This is a genomic window from Microbispora sp. ZYX-F-249, assembly GCF_039649665.1.
GTDB classification, from domain to species: Bacteria; Actinomycetota; Actinomycetes; order Streptosporangiales; family Streptosporangiaceae; genus Microbispora; species Microbispora maris.
The window spans coordinates 77,565-100,256 of record NZ_JBDJAW010000003.1 but is presented as its reverse complement, the minus strand read 5'-3'; the positions used below and the strand labels follow the sequence as shown (position 1 = coordinate 100,256).

Below are 22,692 nucleotides of genomic sequence, written 5' to 3'. Positions count from 1 at the left end.
TCGGGATCGGGGCAGGTCAGGTCCAGAAGGTCAGGAAACGCAGGCCGATCCTGTCCATGAAGTCCCCGACCACGCCGCCGATCAGGTTGACGACCGTGTCCTGGCCCCTCTGCTTGAGATCCGCGACGATGTGGTCCACCGCCACGGACGGCGGCCGCCAGGGGACCCAGGAGGCGTCCGCGGACAGCGCCGTCATGACCGCGAACAGCGCGACCGTGCCGACCGCGATCGTCACGATCATTCCCGCTCCGGGGCTCCGGATCACCGTGCTCAGCGTCCGGGACACGGCCTTGCGGGGAGCCTTCCCCCCGGGCAGGAGGAACAGCCCTGCCACGAAGGCTCCCGCGGCGTACGCGGCGGCGGGGTCGGGCCTGACGCCGCCGAGGTAGTGGAAGCCGCCCCACACGCACATCGCGAACATCGCGGCCAGCGGCACCTGGACCACCGTCGCCAGTCCGGCCTTGATCAGCGCCCACGGCGTGCCGAGCACCGCGAGGAGCGGGTCGGTCCCGCTCGCGCCCCGCGCGGCCCGGCGGTCGGCGAGGTCGCCGAGCAGGTACTGCCCCACCCGCAGGCACAGCGCCGCCACGACGGCGAACAGGCCCACCACGACCGGCAGCAGGCAGGCCAGCGCCACGAGCGTGGCCAGCAGCAGGGCCGCGAGCACCGGATGCGGCGCCCGGTAGGGGGCCCGCTTCCGCTCGGGTTCGTACGGCGCGGCGGGAGCCGCCGGCGGCGCGACCCGGGGCTCCGGATAGCCGGCCACCCGCTGGTCGGGATACGGCGGCGGCGGATACACCGCGGGCTGGTACGGCGGCGGGGGCGGGCCCCCCTGCCCGTACGGCGGGGCCTGTGGATGCGCCGGCGGCGGCGCGGACACCGGGCGGCGCTGCCTGGGCGCCCGGGGCTCCCGGCGGGGCCGTTCCGGCTCCACGTAGTTCACCGGCGGCAGTAGGTCGGAGTAGCTGTCCTCGTTGGCCGGCAGCCTGCCGGTCCGGCTCGCGCCGCCTCCGTTCACCCGGCCGCCCGCGTCCGTCCGCGCCGCATCGTCGAGCACCCGCGTGCCGTCGAGGATGCGCGTCCCGCCGTCACGCGGCGTCTGGGCGCTTTCCTGCAGCACGGTGACCGAGGGGTCGAGCGAGCGACTGTGCCGCAGCAGCGACGCGGCGCCGGGACGCGACGAGGCGTCGGGCGCCAGGGCGAGGCGCAGCCAGCCCCGCAGCCAGGCCGGCGCGAGGTCCACCTGCGCCTTGCCTTCGAGGATGTTGTAACAGACCGACTCGAACGTGCCCGAGCCGAACGGCGCCTTGCCGGTGGCCGCGAAGAAGACCGTGGCCGCCAGCGCGTGCACGTCGGCGGCCTGGGTGATCTCGGTGTCCCGGATGATCTCCGGGGCGAGGTAGCCGGGCGTGCCGACGAACATCCCGGTCTGGGTCAGCCGCGTGGCGTTGACCAGATGGGCGATGCCGAAGTCGATCACCAGCGGCTCGCCGTCCACGAGCATCACGTTGGCCGGCTTGAGGTCGCGGTGGATGACCTCGGCCGCGTGGATGGCGACCAGGGCCTCGCACAGGCCCACCGCGAGCCGGATCACGCCGTCGTCGGAGAGCGGCCCGTCCTCCAGCACCGTCTGCTCCAACGTCCGCCCGGGGGCGTACCGCGTCACGATGTACGGCGCGGCGCCGGTCAGGTCGGCGTCGAGCACCTCGGCGACGCGCTTGCTGCGCACCCGCCGCATGGTCTCGACCTCGCGGGTGAGCCGGTCACGGGCCTTGAGGTCGGTCGCGACGTGCGGGTGCAGGACCTTGACCGCGACCTCGCGCCCCTCCGTGTCCAGGCCGAGATGGACCACCCCCATGCCGCCCTCGCCGAGCTGCCGCAGCAGCCGGTAGGGCCCGATCCTCTCGGGAGCCTCAGTAGCCGACATGTCGTCCCCCGTCACCCATTCCCCGCCTGGTTACGCAGGTCTTCCAGCCGTTCCTGTATTGACCAAACGTCGATCGGGCCCCAGAAGTGCCCTGCTGTCTGTTTACCCAGGAGGCTGGAGAGTGCGATCGCCGCCGTCAGCGCCGCGAGTGCGCCGATCCCCCAGGCGAGGCCCTTGGCCGCTCCCGCGCCGGGCACCAGCGAGGCGAGCGTCCGCCGCATCTGCCTGCCCGGGCCGACCACTCCGGGCCCGGCGCAAATCGTCCACAGCGCCGTCGCGGTCCCCCAGCTCAGCGCCGCGATCCGGAGCGTGGGCGTGCCGCCGAGCAGGACGGTGAGCAGCAGCGTCACCGGCAGCCCGAGGACCAGCGCGTACGGCACGAGCGCGATCGTGACGCCGATCGACTTGACGAGCTCCGCGGGCCGGCTCAGCACGCGCAGCACGTCGGCCGCCGCGGCACCGGCCGGGCGGCGGGAGTTGAGGTGCGGCTGGGCCATGTCGGCGGCCCGCAGCAGCACAGCGACCGGCACGGCCACCAGGCACACCAGCAGCGGCGCAATGACCGCGGCAGACGTCATCACGACGAGCAGCAGCGCGCTCGTCACGCCGTACGCCTTCGAGCGCTGCAGCAGGCCCCCGGACGGGAACGGCATGGGCGGCACGGTCGGCGGCGGCACCCGCACCGTCGGCATGAACGGCGCGGGGTTCGGCTGGTGGATGTGCGGCGTCCGCTCGTAGATCTCCGGCACGCTCCCGAACAGGGCCCGCTCACGCGCCGCCGCGTCCCCGTGCTCGCCGGCCCCCTGCTGAGGGGACGCCGTGCCGCGCGGTCCCATCGCCTCGCCGGTGACGGCCTGGCGCACCTCCTCGGAGGTCACCCGGCGCGTGGGGATGTCACCCTCCGGGCGCAGCATCGGCGTCGGCCACTCGTCCGGCTGGGCGCGCGGCGGCCCGGGCGGCCCGCCGGGGCCGGTGCCGGGAGCCGGGCCGGCGCCGGGAGCGCCCGGGAACGCGGACGGGCCGGTGGTGCGGGGCGGGGGCATCCGGGTCGGGATGTCGCCCTCCGCGGGGCCCTGAGCCGGACCATGTGCCTGGCCATGCACCTGGCCCTGTGCCGGGCTCTCGGGCGGCGCGGACGGCCCGAGGCCCGCCCTGCGCAGGTCCTCTCCGGTCACCCGTACGGTCGGGAAAGGGTCGCCGGGCTGGCCGCCCTGGGGCGTCTCGCGCAGCAGCGAGACGAACTCCTCGGCCCGGCCGCCCGCCGGGGACGGGGTGACCGGCGGCGTCGCCACGGGGGCCACCGGCGGAGTGACCGGCGGCACCGGCGACCCGGTGGACGGCCCGCCGGCGACGGGCCGGCCCGGGACGTTCGGGCCCGCCACCGGTGCGCCACCGGTGGGCGGACCGCCCGGAGAGCCGAAGCCGGGCACCTGCTGGCCGCTCGTGTCGTCGACGTTGGGCACCGTGGTGATCTCGTCGGGCACCCGGGGCCTGCCGCCCGGAGTCTGAGGCATGAGCCGCGCGAGCTGCCGCACGAGCTCGGCCGCCGTCGGCCGCCTGGCCGGGTCGCGGTTGAACGCGGCGCGCAGCATCGGCTGGATCGGCGCGGGGGCCGCATCGACGTTGGCCCGGCCGGAGGTGATGTTGAAGAAGATCATCTCCAGCGTGCCCTTGCCGAACGGCGGCTGGCCGGTGGCGGCGTAGAGCACGGTGCCCGCCCACGCGTGCACGTCCACCTGCGGCCCGGCCTCGTGGCCCTCGATGATCTCCGGGGCGAGGTAGCCGGGCGTGCCGATGAACATGCCGGTCTGGGTGAGCCGGGTGGCGTCGACCGCCTGGGCGATGCCGAAGTCGATCAGCACCGGCTGGCCGTCCAGCATCAGCACGTTGCCCGGCTTCAGGTCGCGGTGGATGACCCCCGCGGCGTGCACGGCGGCGAGGGCCTGAGCCACCCCGACGGCCACCTTGAGCAGGGCGCCGAGGGGCAGCGGCCCGTCGTTCTTGACGACCTCGTCGAGCGGCCGTCCCGGCACGTAGCGGGTGACGATGTACGGCCTGCGCCCGGTGACGTCGGCGTCCACGACCTCCGCGATGTTCGGCCCGCGCACCCGCCGCATGGTCTCGACCTCGCGCGACAGACGTCTGCGCGCGACGTCGTCGCCCGCCACCTCCGAGCGCAGGACCTTGACGGCCACCTGCCTGCCCTGCGGGTCGAGGGCGAGGTGAACCACGCCCATGCCGCCCTCACCGAGCCGCCTCAGCAGCCGGTACGGGCCCAGTCGGTCGTCCTGATTCATCGCCTAAGCACCATACCGACTAAAAGAACGCCCATGAGTGAACCATCGCGCCACATCTCCGCTCCGCACAACGGAGGAGGGACGCAAAGGGGTTCCAACCGGACGGTCAAACGGTGAGCGCGAGGACCTCCCCCCGGGTCGCCGCGACCAGCGCCTCGCCGGAAAGCGCCAGCTTGGAGCGGCGGACGCCGCTGCCGATCACGACGAACGGCCGCCGGGTCACGTTTTCGTCAACGAGCACCGGCCAGCCCTCGGGCAGCCCGATCGGGGTGATGCCGCCGTACTCCATCCCGGTCAGCTCGACGGCCTCCGCCTGCGGGGCGAACGACGCCTTCCGCGCGTCCAGATGACGGCGCACGATCCCGTTGATGTCGGCCCGCCCGGTGGCGAGCACCATGACGGCGGCGTACCGCGTCTCCCCGCCCCGCTTCGCGGCGACGATGACGCAGTTGGCCGAGTCCTCCATCGCCACGCCGTACCGCTCGCAGAAGGCGGCGGTGTCGGAGAGCGCGGGATCGATCCCGGCGACCTCCACCTTCACGCCGAGAGAGGCGACGGCCTTGGCGACCGGCTCGGCGAGCAGGTCCGGCCGGTCGGACGCGGGAACCCATTCGAGCGGCATTCAGCCCTCCTTGACGGCGCGCTCGTGCAGTCGGGTGACCACCTTACGGGCCGACTCCAGTGCCCCCGCCTGCCAGGCGATGAGATGGGTGAGCCAGTCGCCCGCGAAGTACACCCGGCCGGCCGGTTCCTGCAGGAGTGCGAAGGCGCCCTCGTAGGAGGGCCAGGCGACCCACGCGCCCTCGATGTACGGCTGCCGCTGCCAGGCGATCGAGACGCTGGACAGCAGCTCCGACCGGTACTTCTCGCCGTGGATCTTCTTGCCCTGCGTGAGCGCCCGCCGCTGCCGCTCGGCGTGGGTGAGGCGGCCGTACGCGTCGGCGTCCTCGTCGAGGTTGTAGTAGCCGACCACCAGCCCGCGCGTGCCGTGGAAACCGTACGAGGGGTACCAGATGTGAGCGATGTCCAGGTCGGTCTCGGTGATGCCGCCGTAGATGCGGTCGTCGGTCTCCCACCAGCGGCGGCGGTACTCCAGCCCGATCTTCCCGGCCGACACGGGGGTGGGCGTGCGCAGGGCGGCGACGACGCGGGCGTCCAGGTTGCCGGGGATCCGCGCGAGCACGTGCGGCGGCAGGGCCGCGACGCAGTAGTCCGCGCGGGTGCGACCGCCCGTGTGCTCGACCTCCACGCCGTCGGGCAGGTTGGTGACCTTCTTCACCTCGACCGAGGTGCGGATGCGGTCGCGGCCGACGGCGCCGGCCAGCGCGACCGCGATGGCGTCCATGCCGCCGACCGGCTGGAACATCGGCATGGCCTGCTCGAAGCCGAACGGGAACGCGATCGAGCGGCCGAGTCCGTAGCCGAGCACCTCCGACAGGGCCGGCGGGCCGCCGAGCGGCACCCCCGCGCCGGCGCCGGGGTAGGTCGCGAAGCCCCTGCGCTCCGACCCCGCGTAGACGTAGCGCTTGCCGATGTCGCCGAACTCCGACAGGAAGTGGAGCAGGCGGTCCTTGTCCGCCGCCGACAGCCGCCGGTCCAGCGCGCCGGTCCTCGTGGCCTTGGCCAGCAGCTCGCTGATGTAGCCGTAGGTGTCGGCACGCGCGGTGCGGGCCCGCACCGGAGCCTTCATCCCGTGGTTGTAGACGTAGGCGCCGGAGTTCTCGTTGACGAACAACTCGATGGGGACGCCCAGCTCGCGGCAGTAGTCGAGGGTGACCATCCACTGGGCGATCCGGGCCGGCCCGGCGTTGAAGTAGACGCCCTCCCCGAACCTCGCCTCCTGCGTCTCACCGGACAGCTCGGGCAGCCGGTCGCCGCCGCGCAGCGTGACACTGCGCCCGCCGACCCGGTCCCTGGCCTCCAGGATCGTGCAGTCGTACCCCGCCTTGCCGAGCTCGTAGGCGGTGGCCAGGCCGGCGATCCCCGCGCCGAGGATCACCACCGACCCGGCGCCCCTGCCGCTCAGCGCGAAGTCGGAGCGGCTCGGCGGCGTGTAGTCCTTCGGCTGATGGTCCGGCGCGAGCCCGAGGGCGCCCATGGCGGCGTACATCGCCCCGGCGCCTCCGGCCGCGCCGACCCCCACCAGGAAGGCGCGCCGTGTCAGCGCCCCCGTACGGTCACGGGTCACGCCGTCACTGCCCACCCTGCCTGCTCTTTCTTCTCGGGGGAAACCGGATCCGGGGGAAATCCGGCGTCAGCCGTACCGGCCGCTGCCGCAGGCCACCTGACCGCCGATCATGGAAAAGATACCGAACAACGCCATGATCTCGTGGTAGTCGTCCGTGCTGAACTCGGTGTGCCGGGGCCCGGCGAGCCGCACGCCGGGCACGATCGAGCAGGCCGCGGCGATGGCGGTGGAGTTCCACTCCACGCCCAGCGTGTACGGCGGCTCGACCACGTAGGGCCGGAAGTCCGGCAGCCGGCCCAGGGCGCGCGCCGTGGCCTCGCGGATGCGCCGCCAGGCGACCGCCGGGGGCAGCAGCTCGGCGGAGAACTTGTCGATGCCCTTCTTCACGGCCACCGTCTCGACGTCGCCGAGCAGTTCCCCGGCCTCCTCGCACACCGCCTCGTCGCCGGTGACGAGCGCGACCGGCACGCCCATCGAGCCCGCGAAGCCCGCCACGAGCCGGGTCTCGCCGCAGATCTCGCCGTTCAGGTAGACGTTGTGGATCTCCTTGCCCATCCACGTGTGGTTGAGCACCCCGTGCGGCACGCCCGCGCGCGCGTGGTAGCCCGCGAAGCAGGCGGCGGCCATGTCGGGCGCCAGGCCCTGCCCCATGCGGTGCGGCTTGCCCGGGCCCCTGACCAGGGTGGCCCGCTCGTCCAGCAGGTCGATCCTGAGGTTCTTGGTGGATCCGTGCGCGTCGTTCACCAGCACGGACGCGGCGCCCGCGTCGAAGGCGCCCTGGACGACCGCGTTGGCGTCCCCGGTCATCAGCTCGCAGCCCCGCTCGTACCCCCGGCCCCCGAGGTGCATCTCCTCGGGGTCGGTCAGCCCGGTGACCCCCTCCATGTCCACCGACAGGTAGATCTTCATCGTTCCCCCCACGTCTCCACCCGGCGCGCCTCGTCCTCCGTCATCAGCCCGATGTGCTCACCGACGTACGCCTCGACCCGGGCGCGCCAGGGCTCCGGGATCTCCCGGAGCGCGGGCGGATAACAGTGCTCCAGCCACCGTACGGACTCCGGGGTCGCCCCGAGGAACTCCGCCGCCCTGGCGAAGGGGGTCTCCTCGATGCCCGGGACGTGCGCGCACCCGTATTCGATGGTCTCCTGGCCACCGTACGGCGGCGGCTCCTGCCACTTGCGCGCGGCGGGCATCGCGGACGTGATCGGCGTGTTCAGCGGCCGCCGCTCCACGGCCGCCAGGATCAGCTCCTTGCGCAGGCACTTGGAGCACGTGGCGCAGGGACCGTCCAGGTCGCCGCGCAGGCACCAGCGGACCAGATGCGCGAGGTCGGACTCCATCGCCATCCGCATGGTCACGGGCTCGCTGAGGCCGCCGGCCGGGAGGACCATCGCGAGCCCGGCCGCGGCGTACAGCCGGCCCCACGGGCCGTCGGCCGCCCACATGGGGTTGTCCGGGCTGTAGCGGTGGGTGTACCGCTCACCGCCCAGCCAGCGCGACCCCAGTTCGTGGCCGAAGGCGACACCGCCGAGGTCGAGGTCGTCGGCCAGCAGCAGCGCGCCCGCCGTCACCGCCTGGTGCTCGGGGAACCCGGGCCGGGGCCGGCTCAGCACGAACTCGAGGTCCGACTGGACGACGTGCGCCTCCCGCCCGGTCTTGTGGACGAGCTGCGCCAGCACCTCCGAGCGGTAGTGCGTCCACCGGTTGGGCACCCGGGGGTGGCTCACCCGCTGGAAGTGCACGAACGGCGCGTCGGGGAACATCGTGGCCACCGCCATCGAGTCCGCGCCCCCGCTGTAGGAGATCGCCAGCCGGCCTCCCGTCCGCGGATCCGCCCCGACCGGCCCGGCGTCCACGCCCCACCCCGTACGCAGCGCCTCGGCGAGCCCCGGGGAGATCGGCCGGTCGAAGGTCACCCGCCGCCTCGTCCACGGCGCGACGACGGTCCACGCGGCGACCGCGAGCAGGTCGGGATGCGGGGACGCGCCGGCGGCGCCGGTCCGCACGTGGCAGGAGTTGGTCCGCAGCTCGATCGGGTGACCGTCGGTGCAGGCTCCCGTGGTCTCGTCCTCCGCGTCGAGCAGGAAGACCAGGCGCCAGACCTCCGCGTCACGTGTCCATCGCACCCGCACGACCGGCTACCCCGCCCGTCCGGGAGCGCCCACCCGCGCCGACAGGTCGTCGATCGCCTGCCAGATGCGCATCTCGTTCTGCAGCAGCGTGTCCACCGCCTCGGCGGTCTCGGTGGCCAGCCGGTGCGCCTCGGCGGCCTTCGGGTCGGCGGCCGCCTTGGGCGCCGCGGCCGGCTTCGCGGGCGTCACGGCGGCCCGCCGCAGCCGGTCGACCTCGTCGCGCAGCGCCACGACCTCCCGGCGGAGCATCTGGACCTCCCACAGGGCGTCCTTGAGGTCCTGCCGGTGGTCGGGCTTGGAGACGTACCGGGAGTCGAGCCGGGACAGCAGCGCCCGCCGCAGCCGCGACAGGCCCAGCACTCGCAACCGCATCATGGGCCGCCACGATAGCGGCATTTTGGATCGTTTCTGGATACCCCGTGCAGAGTTGCTCAGAGGTGGCTGGGAATCGGCCGTCCTCCGCCGCGCAATACAGTCTGCGGTTGTGCTGTACGGCAGATCGGTGGAAACGGCCGCGATCGACGACCTGATCGATCGGGCGCGGAAGGGCTCCGGAGGCGCGCTGGTGCTGCGCGGCGAGGCGGGCGCCGGCAAGACGGCGCTGCTCGACCAGGCGGCCTCCAGGGGCGGCCCCATGCGCGTGCTGCGGACCACGGGAGTGGAGGCGGAGGCCGATCTGGCGTTCGCCGCCCTGCACCAGTTGCTGCTGCCGGTGACCGGGCTGCTCGACGCGCTGCCCGAACCACAGGCCGAGGCCGTGCGCGGCGCGCTCGGGCTGGCCCCGGCCGGTTCCGGCGATCGGTTCCTGCTCGCGGCCGGGGTGCTGTCGCTGCTGGCCGAGGCCGCCGCACCGGACGGGCTGATCTGCGTCGTCGACGACTTCCAGTGGCTGGACCGGCCGTCGGCCGACGCCCTGCTGTTCGCCGCCAGGCGGCTCGGCACCGAGCCGATCGCGATGCCCCTGGCCGTACGCGGCGACATGCCGGTGAAGGGCCTGCCCTCGCTGGAGATCGCCGGGCTGGCCGGACCCGCCGCCGCCGAACTGCTCGACGCCGGTTTCACCCTCGCGGCGCAGGTCCGGCGCGACCTCGTGGCGCTGACCGGGGGCAACCCGCTGGCGCTGCGCGAGACCGCCCGGCTGCTCACCCCCGCCCAGCGGGCGGGCCGGGAGCCGCTGCCCGATCCCCTGCCCGGCGGCGCCCAGCTCTTCGGCGACCGGGTGGCCGCACTGTCGGCGGGGGCACGGCTGACCGCCCTGCTCGCGGCGGTCGAGAGCGACGTCGACCTGGTGCTGCGGGCCGCCGCCCGGCTGGGCGCGGGCGAGGCCGCGCTGCCCGAGCTCGAGTCCGCCGGGCTCGTCGCCGTGTCCGGGACGCACGTGCGGTTCCGCCACCCGCTGATCCGGTCGGCGGTGCACGAGACGGCGTCCCCCGCCGGACGCCGCGAGGCGCACGCGGCGCTGGCCGAGCTGTCCGGCGGGGACCGGCGGGCCTGGCACCTGGCCGGGGCCGCGCTCGGTCAGGACGAGCCGGTCGCCGCCGCGCTCGCGCTCGCCGCGGAGCGTGACCGGGACCGGGGCGGATACGGCGCCGCCGCCACCGCCCTGACCAGAGCCGCCGAGCTCACCCCCGAACCGCTCGTGCGCGCCGGGCGGCTCAAGGACGCCGCCGTGGCCGCCTGGCTCGGCGGGCGTCCCGGCCAGGCGGAGTCCCTGCTGGCCGAGGCCCGTGAGTTCGCCGGGACGGACGCCGCGCTGACCATGGAGATCGCCCAGCTGCGGGGGCGGTTCGAGCTGAACTCCGGCGACGCCGCCGAGGCCGTGCGGATCCTGTCGGCGGGCGACAGCCTGGACATGCTGGCCGACGCCGCGGAGGCCGCGTCGTACGCCGGCGACACGGCCGCGATCGTCGACATCGGGCGGCGGGCGGCGGCCTTCCCCGAGGGGTTCCTGCGCGACGTGCTCGCCGGCATCGGCGCGACGCTCGCCGGCGGCGACGGGCACGACCTGCTCAGGCGGGCGCTCGGCCGTACGGGTGAGCTGCGCGAGGCGGCCGAGTTCCTGTGGGCGTCGGCGGCGGCCAGCCATCTGGGCGAGGTGGACCTGTCCGCCGAGCTGGCCGAGCGGGCCGGTCGGGTCGCCAGGGTCTCCGGGATGACGGGCCAGCTGCCCGTGGTGCTGGAGTTCGTCGCCACCGCCGACCGGCTGGCCGGGCGCCTGGCGGACAGCCGCGCCGTCTCGGAGGAGGGCCTGGAGCTGGCCCGCGAGGCCGGATACGTCAACACGGTGGCCGCGCACCTGGCCAACCTCGCGGCCGTGGCGGCCCTGCGCGGCGAGGAGAAGCCCTGCGCCCGGTACGCCGGGGAGGCGCTGGCCATCGCCGTCCCGCACCGGGTGGGCCTGCGCGCCGGGCTCGCGGCCTACGCCCTGGCCATGCTCGACCTGTGCCTGGGCCGGTTCGCCGCCGCGCACGACCGGTTCACCGCGATCGCCGCCGCGGGCCCCGGCGCCGGTCATCCGACCGTGGTCTGGCGGAGCACGCCGGACCGGATCGAGGCCGCCGTCGGCGCGGGCGACGCGGACGCCGCCCGGGCGGCGCTGGAGGCGTACGAGCGCTGGTCGGCCCACGCGGGGACGGCCGAGTCCCGGGCGCTGCTGGCCCGGTGCCGCGGGCTGGTCCTGCCCGACGACCGGGCCGTCGACGCGCTCGGCGAGGCGTCGCGGCTGCACGCCAACCCGTTCGAGGCGGCCAGGACGGGACTGCTGCTGGGCGAGCGGCTGCGCCGTACGCACCGGCCGGGAGAGGCCAGGGCGCACCTGCGCGCGGCGTACGAGACGTTCCGGCGGGCGGGAGCCGCCCCGTGGGCGCGGCGCGCCCACGACGAGCTGCGCGCGGCGGGCGAGAGCCTCCGGCAGGAGAAGGACGCGCCGCCGGCTCCCGAGGTGGCGCCGGACGTGCGGGGCACGGCGCTGGACGCGCTCACCCCGCAGGAACTGCGCATCGCCACCCTGGTGGCGGAGGGCGCGACCAGCAAGGAGATCGCCGCCCGGCTGTTCCTCAGCCCGCGCACGGTCGAATACCACCTGTACAAGATCTATCCGAAGCTCGGCATCACCTCACGTACTGAGCTGGCGCGGCTGGTGGTTCTGCGGAAGGCCCAGTAGTTCTACGGAAGGCACCGGCGGCCCCGCACAGCATGCTTTAGCCCATGCCAAACATCTGGAGTGAAGAGTTCGGGGCCGCGGCCGACGCGCCGATCGTGCTGGTGATGGGTTCGATGTCGCAGGGGATCCTGTGGCCGGACGAGTTCGTGGGCCGGCTCGCCGCCGGCGGCCGGCGCGTGATCCGCTACGACCACCGCGACACCGGGATGTCCGACGTCATCGACTTCGAGAGGGATCCGTACACATGGGACGACATCAAGGACGACGTGCTGCGGGTGATGGACGCGCACGGGCTGGACAGCGCGCATCTGGTCTGCCACTCGGCGGGCGGGCTGCTCGGGCAGCTGATCGCGGTGGAGCGGCCGGAGCGCGTGCGGACGCTCACCGTCATCGGCTCGTCGCCGCTCGGCGGCGGTGAGGGCGCGGTGATCATGCGGGCGCTGATGGGCGAGCCGCAGCCCGAGGGCAGCCTGCCCGAGCCGACGCCGGAGTTCGTCGCGTTCTACCGCGAGCTGATCGCCGCGCCGCCGCCGCGCGACCGGCGCGAGCGGATCGAGCGCATGATCGCGGAGGACCGCGTGCTGCACGGCGGCGGGCTGCCGTTCGACGAGGACGCCTCGCGCAGGCTGGCCGAACGCCTCTACGACCGGGCGCGGGACCTCGACGCGGCGGCCAACCACCGGCTGGCGGCGGCGGCCAAGCCGGACTTCGAGCCGGTGGGCGTCCTGGACCGGATCACGGCGCCCACCCTGGTCGTCGAGGGCACGCACGAGCCGGCCAAGCCGGGCCACGGCACCTTCATCGCCGAGCGGATCCCCGGCGCCCGGCTGATGACGATCAATGGCATGGGCCACACCCTGCCGCCCGAGGTGCACGAGGAACTGGCCGGCGCCGTCCTCGCCCACACGGCCGATGTCACTGTCCGGTGAACTTGGGGCGGCGCTTCTCGGCGAAGGCCGTCATGCCCTCCCGGGCGTCCTGAGTGGCGAACAGGCCGGAGAACTGGAGCCGCTCGATCTCCAGGCCGGTGTCGAGGTCGGACTCGAGGCCGTGGTCGATCGCGAGCTTGGCCGCCCGGACCGCGGCGACCGGCCCCTCGGCGAACGTCGCGGCGAGTTCGAGCGCCGCCGTGTAGACCTCGCCGTCGGGCACCACGCGGTCGACCAGGCCGATGGCGAGGGCCTCGGCGGCGTCCACGTGCCGCCCGGTGAAGATCAGGTCCTTGGCCCGGGCGGGCCCGACGAGCCGGGGCAGGCGCTGCGTGCCGCCCGCGCCGGGGATGATCCCGAGGGTGATCTCCGGCTGGCCGAGCTTGGCGCTCTCCCCGGCCACCCGGAAGTCGGCGCAGAGCGCGAGTTCGCAGCCGCCGCCCAGGGCGTACCCGGTGATCGCCGCGATCACCGGCTTGCCGATCCGCGCGACGGCGGTGAAGCAGTCCTGCAAGGTGCGCGAGTGCACGGCCATGTCGGCGTAGGACATGACCGCCATCTCCTTGATGTCGGCTCCGGCCGCGAAGACGCGCTCGCCGCCGTAGACGATGACCGCGTGCGTCTCCGGATCGGCGTCCACGAGCCGCGCGGCCTCCGCGATCTCCTCCTGGACCTGCCGGTTCAGCGCGTTCATCTTCGGCCGGTCGAGCCGGATCGTGGCGATGTGCCCGGAGATCTCCACCCTGACGAATTCACCCATGGCCCCCACCATAGAGGGGTGATCAGCGCCCGAGCGGGAGGGGCCGCCGGGGGCCGGCCGGCGCGGCGGCCGTCACCTCGCGGTAGACCCGCTCGTAGCCCTCGACCATGACGGGCACGTCGAAGTGCCGGACCACATGGGCCCGCACGGCGTGCGGGTCCAGCGCGGAGACCGCCTCGATCGCGGCCGGGAGCTCGGCGGGCGCGTCGCGGACGTAGCCGGTCACCCCGTCCGCCACGACCTCGGGCACCGCGCCCCGCCGCAGCGCCACCACCGGCGTGCCGCAGGCCATCGCCTCGATCATGACCATGCCGAACGGCTCGTCCCACGACAGCGGGAACACCAGGCACCGGGCCCGGGAGAACAGCTCGCTCTTGAGCGTGCCGTCCGCCTCCCCCAGGTATTCGACGCCGGGTCCGAGCAGCGGCTCCACCCGCTCGCGGAAGTAGGCCTGCTCGGCCCGCTCCGCCCGCCTGCCGACCAGCACGATGCGCCGCCCGGCCGCCCGCGCCGCCTCGACCGCGAGGTGCGCGCCCTTGTCGGGGCTGAGCCGCCCCAGCCACAGCACCCAGTCGTCCTTGCGCTCGCGGAACGGCCACGCGGAGACGTCCACCGCGTTGTGCACCCGCCCCACCCAGTTCAGGTCGGCCGCGTGGGCCCGCTGCGCCGAGGAGACGGCCACCAGGGACACGTCCGCGCCGAGGCCCCGGTAGTAGTCGCCGAGTTCCCCGCTCACGTCGTTGTGGCAGGTGACGACCGTAGGCACGAGCCGCCCGGCGGCGGTGAGCGGCCCGGCCAGCGAGTGGTCGTGCACGACGTCCACGACCAGGCCCCGCAGGAGGCGGGCCGCCCGGGCCGCGTGCACCACCTCCGGGTACGGCTCGCCGATCCGCGCCGAGGGCGGCTCCTCGTAGGTCCGCAGGTCCACGCCGCGGCCGGCCCCGACGACGGTGACCCGGTGCCCGCGCGCCCGCAGGCCGCCGGCCAGGCCGGCGATCACCGCCTCGATGCCGCCGTACGTGCGGGGCGGGACGTCGTACCACGGCGGTGCGACCATCGCGACGCGCAGGGCCCGTGTCATGGTGCTGGTCTACCCCTCTCACCTGCGGCGGAAGCGAGGCGAGAGGGGGTGACCGATCAGCGCAGGGTGCCGTTGGTCATGCCGACCGGCTCCTCCGGGACGGCGACGAGGCCGAGCTCGGCGACCGACGCCATCAGCGGGTGGGACGGGACCACGCGCACGCTGTAGCCGAAGGCTCCCGTGCGGTCCAGCGGCACGACGCCGGTGTAGTGCGCCCGGCCGTCGTCGCCCGCCGAGTCCGCCTTGAGCGTGACGTAGCCGGGTGACAGCAGCTCGTCGTGCGCGCCCACCCGTCCGTAGGCGGCCTGGACCTGCACGTCCTCGGGCGACAGCTCGCCGAGGGCGATCGTGGCCCTCAGCTCCAGCCGGGCCCCCAGCTCGGGGGTGTCCCCCACGCCGGTCGCCTCGACGTGCTCGACCCGTACGCCCGGCCAGGCCTTGGCCACACGCAGCTTCCAGGCCGCGAACAGCCGGGCGTCGCCGTAGCCGTCGGCCGCGAGCGCGCGGGCGGAGGCCGCCGCCGGGGCGTACAGGTCGGTGACGTAGTCGCGCAGCATGCGCCCGGCCAGCACCTTCGGCCCGAGCGAGCTCAGCGTGTGCTTGACCATCTCCAGCCAGCGCCGCGGCAGGCCGTCGGCGGCCCGGTCGTAGAAGCGGTCGGCGACCTCACGCTCGATGAGGTCGTACAGCGCCGTGGCCTCCAGCTCGTCGCGGCGATCGGGGTCGTCCACGCCGTCGGCGCTGGGGATGGCCCAGCCGTTGTTGCCGTCGTACCACTCGTCCCACCATCCGTCGCGGATGGACAGGTTGAGCCCGCCGTTGAGCGCCGCCTTCATGCCGGACGTGCCGCACGCCTCCAGCGGGCGCAGCGGGTTGTTCATCCACACGTCGGCGCCCGTCACCATGAGCTGCCCGAGCGCCATGTCGTAGTCGGGCAGGAAGACGATGCGGTGCCGCACGTCCTCGGAGTCGGCGAAGCGGACGATCTGCTGGATGAGCTTCTTGCCGCCCTCGTCGGCCGGGTGCGCCTTGCCGGCGATGACGATCTGCACCGGCTTGTCCGGATCCAGCAGCAGCCTGCGGAGCCGGTCGGGCTGGCTGAGCATGAGGGTCAGCCGCTTGTAGGAGGGCACTCGCCGGGCGAAGCCGATCGTCAGCACGTCCGGGTCGAGCGCCTCGTCCACCCAGCCGAGCTCGGCCTCGCTGGCGCCGCGCTGCCGCCACGACTTGCGCAGCCGCCGCCGCGCCTCCTCGACCAGGCGGGCCCGCAGCGTGCCCCGGATGCCCCAGATGTCGGCCTCGGAGAGCTTGTGCACGCCCTCCCAGCCCTGTGCCTTGTCGATCAGCGAGGGCAGCTCCTTGCCGGCGAGCTCCATCATCTCCCGGCCGACCCAGGTCGGGGCGTGGACGCCGTTGGTGATCGAGCCGATCGGCACCTCGTCCACGTCGAAGCCCGGCCACAGGCCCTGGAACATCTCCCGGCTGACCTGGCCGTGCAGCTCGGACACGCCGTTGACCCGCTGGGCCAGCCGCATGCCCATGACCGCCATGTTGAACACCGACGGGTCGGCGTCGGGGCCCTCGGGCTCCGCGCCGAGCGCCAGGATGCGGTCGACCGACACCGTCGGCCAGGCGTTCGAGCCGCCGAACTGCCGGGCGATCATCTCGGCGGGGAACCGGTCGATGCCCGCGGGGACCGGCGTGTGCGTGGTGAACACCGTCCCGGCGCGTACGGCCTCCAGGGCCTCCTCGAACGACAGACGGGCCTCGGTGAGCTCGCGGATGCGCTCGAGGCCGAGGAAGCCCGCGTGGCCCTCGTTGGTGTGGAACACCTCGGGCTCCGGGTGGCCGGTGATCCGGCAGTAGGCCCGGATGGCCCGGACGCCGCCGACGCCGAGCAGCAGTTCCTGCATCAGCCGGTGGTCGCCGCCCCCGCCGTACAGACGGTCGGTCACGTCCCTGGCGACCGCGTCGTTCTCGGCGACGTCGGAGTCGAGCAGGAGCAGCGGCACCCGGCCGACCTGGGCCACCCAGATCTGGGCGTGCAGGACGCGCCCCTCCGGCAGGCCGATCTTGATGCGGGCCGGCGTGCCGTCCTGCTCCTTGAGCAGCGTGAGCGGCAGGCCGCCCGGGTCGAGGGACGGGTAGTGCTCCAGCTGCCAGCCCTCGGCGGACAGCGACTGGGTGAAGTAGCCGTGCCGGTAGAGCAGGCCGACGCCGAGGATGGGAACACCGAGGTCGCTGGCGGCCTTGAGGTGGTCGCCGGCGAGGATGCCGAGGCCGCCGGAGTACTGCGGCAGGGCGGCGGAGATGCCGTACTCGGGGGAGAAGTAGCCGATCGCCTTCGGCGCGCCCTCCAGCGACTGGTACCACCGGGGGGCGGTCATGTACTCGCGCAGGTCGTCGGCGGCATCGGCCAGCCGGCGCAGGAAACGCCGGTCCTGGGCGAGCTCGCGCAGCCTGCCGGCCTCCACCGCGCCGAGCAGCGCGACGGGGTCGTGATCGACACGCTCCCAGACCTCGGGATCGACCTCGGCGAACAGGTCCATGGTCTCGGGGTGCCACGACCATCGAAGATTTTGGACCAACTCGCCCAGAGGTGCGAGCTGTGAGGGAAGAACGGTTCGGACAGTGAACCTGCGGATAGCTCTCACGGGGCCAGACCCTAGTTACTCAGCGCCACGACGCGCGACCGAATCAAACTTGTCGTACTGCGATGCCAGTTCTCGAACGCTCTCACCACCATCAAACCGGTTCAAACCTCACCAAAGTACCTTTGACCTGGTGATGTGCGCGCCGGACGATCTCCCGCGGCACGCAATGATCGATCTCCCGGGAAGACCGTCCCAAACACGGCGAGCGGTCTTTCGTTCGGCAGGGGTAAGAGTGGACTATTAGGGCAACCCCTGTATGAACGAGGAAGGGACCGCGGCCAGCGGGTCCCCGCCTTCCGTGCTGCCCGCCCGACCACGAGCAGTTCCTGCCCCGCAAGCCCCGGCGGCACCCGGTGTGCCGCCCCCGGATACGAAGTGACGATGATCGGACGCATTCCCATCCAGGACATCCAGCCCGTCGTCGACTGCGGCCAGTGGCCCGCCAAGGCCGCCGCGGGAGAGACCTTCGAGATCAGCGCGACCGTGTTCCGCGAGGGACACGACGCGGTCGCCGCCGGCGTCGTGCTGATCGACCCGAGCGGCACGCCGGGACGGATGACGCCCATGCGCGAGATCGCGCCGGGCACCGACCGGTGGAGCGTGGAGGTGACGCTCCCCGCCGAGGGCCTGTGGCAGTTCCGGGTCGAGGCCTGGAGCGACCCGATCGCCACCTGGATGCACGACGCGGGGATCAAGATCCCCCGCAACCTCGACGCCGACCTCATGTGCGAGGAGGGCGCCCGGCTGTTCGAGCGGGCGGCCAAGGGCGTGCGGGCGGCGGACTGCGCGGCGACGGAGGCGGGCGGCACCTGCGGGCACCGCGCCGCGCTGCTGGCCCTCGCGGCCCGCCTGCGGGACGAGGCGGTGGATCCCAGGGCGCGCTTCGCGGTGACCCAGCTGCCCGAGACGGCCGCGTTGATCGCCGCGCATCCGCTGCGCGACCTGCTCACCCGCTCCGGCCGCAACCGCATCAGGGTGGACCGGCGGCGGGCGCTGTTCGGCTCGTGGTACGAGTTCTTCCCCCGCTCCGAGGGGGCCGTGGTCGGGCAGGAGGGCGTCGCGCCCAAGTCGGGGACGTTCAGGACGGCGGCCAAGCGGCTCCCGGCGATCGCCCAGATGGGCTTCGACGTGGTCTACCTGCCGCCGATCCACCCGATCGGCACGCAGTTCCGCAAGGGCCGCAACAACACCCTGACCCCCGACCAGTACGACCCCGGGTCGCCCTGGGCCATCGGCGCCCAGGAGGGCGGACACGACGCGATCCACCCCGACCTGGGCACGATCGAGGACTTCGACGCCTTCGTCGCGAAGGCCCGCGAGCTGGGCATGGAGGTCGCCCTCGACCTCGCGCTCCAGTGCTCCCCCGACCATCCCTGGGTCAAGGAGCACCCGGAGTGGTTCAACATCCGGGCCGACGGCTCGATCGCGTACGCCGAGAACCCGCCGAAGAAGTACCAGGACATCTACCCCCTGAACTTCGACAAGGACCCCGAGGGGATCTACGCGGAGATCAAGCGGGTGGTCCGCCACTGGATGGACCACGGCGTGCGGATCTTCCGGGTGGACAACCCGCACACCAAGCCGGTCCGGTTCTGGGAGCGGCTGCTGTCGGACATCAACTCGACCGACCCCGACGTGCTGTTCCTCGCCGAGGCGTTCACCCGGCCCCCGATGCTGCGCACGCTGGCGAAGGTCGGCTACCACCAGTCGTACACCTACTTCACCTGGCGCAACTCCAAGCCGGAGGTCGAGGACTACCTGCGGGAGCTGGCCCACGAGACCTCGCACTACCTGCGGCCGAACCTGTTCGTCAACACGCCCGACATCCTGCACGAGTACCTCCAGCACGGAGGCGTCCCGGCGTTCAAGATCCGGGCCGTTCTGGCCGCGTTGATGGCTCCTACGTGGGGTGTGTACTCGGGGTACGAGCTGGCCGAGAACGTCCCGGTACGGCCGGGCAGCGAGGAGTACCTCGACAGCGAGAAGTACCAGTACAGGCCGCGTGACTGGGCGGAGGCGGAGCGTGAGGGCCGCAGCCTTGCCCCGTTCATTACCCAGCTCAATTTGTTGAGAAGAGCACACCCGGCACTCCAGGAATTGCGTAACCTACGGTTTCACAACGTCGACCAGCCGGACGTGATCTGCTTCTCCAAGCGGCTGCCCGGCGCCTACGACACGGCCACACGACGGCACGGACTAGGCGATGTCGTGCTGGCCGTCGTCAATCTGGATCCACACAACACACACGAGGCGACGGTCCGGCTCGACATGCCGGCCCTCGGTCTCGACTGGCATGCCGAGTTCGTCGTGGACGACCAACTGTCGGGCGAGTCGTACCGCTGGGGGCAGGCGAACTACGTGCGCCTCGATCCGCACGTCCATCCCGCACACATCCTCACGCTCCGCCACGGGTCAGCGCACCGTCCGTGAGCGCAGCTCTGCACATCCGGGGAGTCAACAGGTGAGCTCGACGACACCTCCGCCCAGTCACACACAGCCCAGTCACACGCAGCCCATCCCGAACACCTTCAACGAGGAGGAACCGCGGGATCAGCGCTGGTACAAACGGGCTGTCTTCTACGAGGTGCTGATCCGGGGCTTCGCCGACTCGAACGGCGACGGCACCGGCGACATCCGCGGCCTCATCGAGAAGCTGGACTACCTCCAGTGGCTGGGCATCGACTGCCTCTGGCTGCTCCCGCTGTACGAGTCCCCTCTCAAGGACGGCGGGTACGACATCTCGGACTACATGAAGATCCTCCCGGACTTCGGTGACCTGGGAGACTTCATCCGGCTGGTCGACGAGGCGCACAAGCGCGGCATCCGCGTCATCGCCGACCTGGTCATGAACCACACCAGCGACCAGCACCCGTGGTTCCAGGCGTCCCGGCACGACCCCGACGGCCCGTACGGCGACTTCTACGTCTGGAGCGACACGGACGAGAGGTACAAGGACGCCCGGATCATCTTCATCGACACCGAGGCGTCCAACTGGACCTTCGACCCCGTCCGGGGGCAGTACTACTGGCACCGGTTCTTCCACCACCAGCCGGACCTCAACTTCGAGAACCCGGCGGTGCAGGACGCGATGATGGAGGTCATCCGCTTCTGGCTCGACCTCGGCATCGACGGCTTCCGGCTCGACGCGATCCCGTACCTGTTCGAGCAGGAGGACACCAACTGCGAGAACCTGCCGGCGACCCACGCGTACCTGAAGCGGGTGCGGGCCGAGGTGGACCGCATCTACCCCGACCGGGTGCTGCTGGCCGAGGCCAACCAGTGGCCGGCCGACGTGGTGGAGTACTTCGGCGACCCGGTCACCGGCGGCGACGAGTGCCACATGGCCTTCCACTTCCCGCTGATGCCGCGCATCTTCATGGCGGTGCGGCGGGAGTCGCGCTACCCGATCTCGGAGATCATGGCCCAGACGCCGAAGATCCCCGAGAACTGCCAGTGGGGCATCTTCCTGCGCAACCACGACGAGCTCACGCTCGAGATGGTCACCGACGAAGAGCGCGACTACATGTACTCCGAGTACGCCAAGGACCCCCGGATGCGGGCGAACGTCGGCATCCGCCGCCGGCTGGCGCCGCTGCTGGACAACGACCGCAACCAGATCGAGCTGTTCACCGCGCTGCTGCTCAGCCTGCCCGGCTCGCCCGTGCTCTACTACGGCGACGAGATCGGCATGGGCGACAACATCTGGCTCGGCGACCGGGACGGCGTCCGCACGCCGATGCAGTGGACGCCCGACCGCAACGCGGGCTTCTCGAACTGCGACCCCGGCCGGCTCTACCTGCCGGTGATCATGGACCCGATCTACGGGTACCAGGCGATCAACGTCGAGGCGCAGCAGAAGAGCGCCAGCTCACTGCTCCACTTCACCAAGCGGATGATCGAGATCCGCAAGCGTCACCCGGTGTTCGGCCTCGGCGAGTTCACCGAGCTGAACTCGTCCAACCCGAGCGTGCTCGCGTTCGTACGCGAGCTGGGCGACGACCGTGTGCTGTGCGTCAACAACCTGTCGCGCTTCCCCCAGCCGGTCGAGCTCGACCTGCGCAGGTTCGAGGGATCCACGCCGGTCGAGTGCATGGGCGGAGTTCCTTTTCCCCCGATCGGCGAGCTTCCGTATCTTTTGACGCTCCCTGGGCATGGGTTCTATTGGTTCACACTGCCCGTCACGCACAGGACGGCCGGCACGAAGGAGGAGTGACGACTTCACTTCAGGGACTCCTGGCCGGCTGGATCACCGGACAACGGTGGTTCGCCGGCAAGGGGCGCACCATCGACGACCTGTCCATCGAATCCGAGATCGAGGTCGCCGCCGGTGATCCGGCGCTGCTGCATCTGATCGTGTGCGTGCGGCAGGGGGAGCGCCGCACGCGCTACCAGATCCCGGTCGGGCTGCGCGAGCACCTGCCCGACCGGCTCGACCACGTGCGGATCGGCACCTGCCGCCGCGACGGCCGCGAGGTCGGCGTCTACGACGCGCTGCACGACTCCGCCCTGACGGGCCACCTGCTGGAGGGGATGGCCGGGGACCGCCGGTTCGACGGCCTCGGCTTCCACCGCACCCATGGGGCGGAGATCGACACTTCGCTGCGCAGCCTCGTGCTGACCGCCGAGCAGTCGAACACCTCACTGGTGTACGGCGACAAGTACATATTCAAGCTGTTCCGCCAGCTCAACCCGGGGGTCAACCCCGAGCTGGAGATCATCACGGCACTCGCCGAGGCGGGCTCGGCCCACGTGGCCAGGCCGTACGGCTGGATCGAGACCGAGCTCCAGGGCGAGCCGACCACCCTGGCGATCATGCAGGAGTACCTGCAGAACGCCAACGAGGGCTGGTCGATGGCTCTGACCAGCGTGCGCGACCTCTACGCGTGCCCGGAGGGCATGCCGGCGGAGGACGCCGGAGGCGACTTCGCCGGTGAGGCGCAGCGTCTCGGGCTGGCCACCGCGCAGGTGCACCGCGAACTCGCGCGGGCCTTCCCCACGGGGACGATCGAGCCGCCGGAGATCAAGCGGATGACCGAACGGTTCCGCCGCCGCCTGGAGAAGGCGGTCGCCGAGGTGCCGAGCCTCGGCGAGCACGCCGCGGTGGCCGCCGAGGCGTTCGACCGGCTGGCCGACCTCGGCCACGAGATCCCGGTGCAGCGCGTGCACGGCGACTACCACCTCGGGCAGGTCATGCGCACCATGACCGACTGGGTGGTGCTCGACTTCGAGGGCGAGCCGGGCCAGCCGCTGGCCGAGCGGCGGGCGCTCGACTCGCCGCTGCGGGACGTGGCGGGCATGCTGCGCTCGTTCGACTACGCCGCACGGCACCTGCTGGCCGGGCACCCGAACGCCGACGGGCTGGAGAGCCGGGCCCGGGAGTGGTCGGAGCGCAACCGCGCCGCGTTCCTGGCCGGCTACTCCGAGGGCGGCGGCCGCATCCGCGGCGACGACGCGGTGCTGCTGCGCGCCCTGGAGCTGAGCAAGGCGGTGTACGAGGTCGTCTACGAGTCGCGTAACCGCCCCTCGTGGCTGCCCATCCCAATCGCGGCGTTCCGCTGACA

Annotated in this window: 15 protein-coding genes; 5 read left to right on the top strand and 10 right to left on the bottom strand. The window is 72.7% G+C overall.

Features of this window, described 5'->3' with window-relative positions:
* Nucleotides 1-16 precede the first annotated feature (16 nt).
* From AAH991_RS04925 to AAH991_RS04895, 7 genes are all read right to left on the bottom strand, one after another.
* Complete coding sequence (locus tag AAH991_RS04925) at nucleotides 17-1,927, bottom strand: serine/threonine-protein kinase (protein ID WP_346224541.1); 1,911 nt, start codon at nucleotides 1,925-1,927, stop codon at nucleotides 17-19.
* 11 nt (nucleotides 1,928-1,938) lie between these two features.
* A complete protein-coding gene (locus AAH991_RS04920; RefSeq protein WP_346224540.1) occupies nucleotides 1,939-4,224 on the bottom strand; it encodes a serine/threonine-protein kinase in 2,286 nt (761 codons plus the stop codon).
* Between the two features lie 106 nt (nucleotides 4,225-4,330).
* The gene (locus AAH991_RS04915) at nucleotides 4,331-4,846 is read right to left on the bottom strand and encodes a YbaK/EbsC family protein (RefSeq protein ID WP_346224539.1); all 516 of its coding nucleotides are present in this window, start codon (nucleotides 4,844-4,846) and stop codon (nucleotides 4,331-4,333) included.
* Entirely contained in the window at nucleotides 4,847-6,412 is a 1,566-nt protein-coding gene (locus AAH991_RS04910) for a flavin monoamine oxidase family protein (RefSeq protein WP_346224538.1), read from the bottom strand.
* Between the two features lie 66 nt (nucleotides 6,413-6,478).
* Nucleotides 6,479-7,333: a M55 family metallopeptidase gene (locus AAH991_RS04905; protein ID WP_346224537.1), complete on the bottom strand. Its 855-nt coding sequence runs from the start codon at nucleotides 7,331-7,333 to the stop codon at nucleotides 6,479-6,481.
* A complete protein-coding gene (locus AAH991_RS04900; protein ID WP_346224536.1) occupies nucleotides 7,318-8,538 on the bottom strand; it encodes a DUF6395 domain-containing protein in 1,221 nt (406 codons plus the stop codon). Before AAH991_RS04900 ends, AAH991_RS04905 begins: the two co-directional genes overlap by 16 nt.
* Nucleotides 8,539-8,550: 12 nt before the next feature.
* A complete protein-coding gene (locus tag AAH991_RS04895; protein ID WP_346224535.1) occupies nucleotides 8,551-8,919 on the bottom strand; it encodes a hypothetical protein in 369 nt (122 codons plus the stop codon).
* Nucleotides 8,920-9,028: 109 nt separating this feature from the next.
* Here AAH991_RS04895 and AAH991_RS04890 point away from each other — a divergent pair, with 109 nt between their 5' ends.
* Complete coding sequence (locus AAH991_RS04890) at nucleotides 9,029-11,707, top strand: helix-turn-helix transcriptional regulator (RefSeq protein ID WP_346224534.1); 2,679 nt, start codon at nucleotides 9,029-9,031, stop codon at nucleotides 11,705-11,707.
* A gap of 44 nt (nucleotides 11,708-11,751) precedes the next feature.
* The gene (locus AAH991_RS04885) at nucleotides 11,752-12,636 is read left to right on the top strand and encodes an alpha/beta fold hydrolase (RefSeq protein WP_346224533.1); all 885 of its coding nucleotides are present in this window, start codon (nucleotides 11,752-11,754) and stop codon (nucleotides 12,634-12,636) included.
* Here AAH991_RS04885 and AAH991_RS04880 read toward each other — a convergent pair.
* Genes AAH991_RS04880 through glgP form a run of 3 tightly spaced genes read right to left on the bottom strand, consistent with a single transcriptional unit; the run spans nucleotide 12,623 to nucleotide 17,131 of the window.
* Nucleotides 12,623-13,396 (bottom strand): enoyl-CoA hydratase/isomerase family protein, encoded by a 774-nt coding sequence (locus tag AAH991_RS04880; RefSeq protein ID WP_346224532.1) that lies wholly within the window; start codon nucleotides 13,394-13,396, stop codon nucleotides 12,623-12,625. The two genes, AAH991_RS04885 and AAH991_RS04880, sit on opposite strands and share 14 nt — an antisense overlap.
* A gap of 22 nt (nucleotides 13,397-13,418) precedes the next feature.
* On the bottom strand, nucleotides 13,419-14,477 hold the full coding sequence (locus AAH991_RS04875; RefSeq protein WP_346224531.1) for a glycosyltransferase family 4 protein: 1,059 nt from the start codon (nucleotides 14,475-14,477) through the stop codon (nucleotides 13,419-13,421).
* A gap of 56 nt (nucleotides 14,478-14,533) precedes the next feature.
* Nucleotides 14,534-17,131 (bottom strand): alpha-glucan family phosphorylase, encoded by a 2,598-nt coding sequence (gene glgP / locus AAH991_RS04870; protein ID WP_346224530.1) that lies wholly within the window; start codon nucleotides 17,129-17,131, stop codon nucleotides 14,534-14,536.
* 381 nt (nucleotides 17,132-17,512) lie between these two features.
* Between glgP and AAH991_RS04865 the strand changes: the two genes are divergently transcribed.
* From AAH991_RS04865 to AAH991_RS04855, 3 genes are read left to right on the top strand one after another with little or no spacing between them, the layout of a single operon-like run.
* Nucleotides 17,513-19,561, top strand: a complete 2,049-nt coding sequence (locus tag AAH991_RS04865) for an alpha-1,4-glucan--maltose-1-phosphate maltosyltransferase (RefSeq protein WP_346224529.1) — start codon at nucleotides 17,513-17,515, stop codon at nucleotides 19,559-19,561.
* Nucleotides 19,562-19,592: 31 nt separating this feature from the next.
* Complete coding sequence (treS, locus tag AAH991_RS04860) at nucleotides 19,593-21,344, top strand: maltose alpha-D-glucosyltransferase (RefSeq protein ID WP_346224528.1); 1,752 nt, start codon at nucleotides 19,593-19,595, stop codon at nucleotides 21,342-21,344.
* Entirely contained in the window at nucleotides 21,341-22,690 is a 1,350-nt protein-coding gene (locus AAH991_RS04855; protein WP_346224527.1) for a maltokinase N-terminal cap-like domain-containing protein, read from the top strand. Before treS ends, AAH991_RS04855 begins: the two co-directional genes overlap by 4 nt.
* Nucleotides 22,691-22,692: the final 2 nt, after the last annotated feature.

What these genes read in the sequence shown, in the direction of transcription:
- AAH991_RS04915 (WP_346224539.1), bottom strand. Translation starts at nt 4,846, where the DNA reads ATGCCGCTCGAATGGGTTCCCGCGTCCGACCGGCCGGACCTGCTCGCC.
- AAH991_RS04875 (WP_346224531.1), bottom strand. Translation starts at nt 14,477, where the DNA reads ATGACACGGGCCCTGCGCGTCGCGATGGTCGCACCGCCGTGGTACGAC.
- AAH991_RS04895 (WP_346224535.1), bottom strand. Translation starts at nt 8,919, where the DNA reads ATGATGCGGTTGCGAGTGCTGGGCCTGTCGCGGCTGCGGCGGGCGCTG.
- AAH991_RS04925 (WP_346224541.1), bottom strand. Translation starts at nt 1,927, where the DNA reads ATGTCGGCTACTGAGGCTCCCGAGAGGATCGGGCCCTACCGGCTGCTG.
- AAH991_RS04885 (WP_346224533.1), top strand. Translation starts at nt 11,752, where the DNA reads ATGCCAAACATCTGGAGTGAAGAGTTCGGGGCCGCGGCCGACGCGCCG.
- AAH991_RS04920 (WP_346224540.1), bottom strand. Translation starts at nt 4,224, where the DNA reads ATGAATCAGGACGACCGACTGGGCCCGTACCGGCTGCTGAGGCGGCTC.
- AAH991_RS04880 (WP_346224532.1), bottom strand. Translation starts at nt 13,396, where the DNA reads ATGGGTGAATTCGTCAGGGTGGAGATCTCCGGGCACATCGCCACGATC.
- AAH991_RS04865 (WP_346224529.1), top strand. Translation starts at nt 17,513, where the DNA reads ATGATCGGACGCATTCCCATCCAGGACATCCAGCCCGTCGTCGACTGC.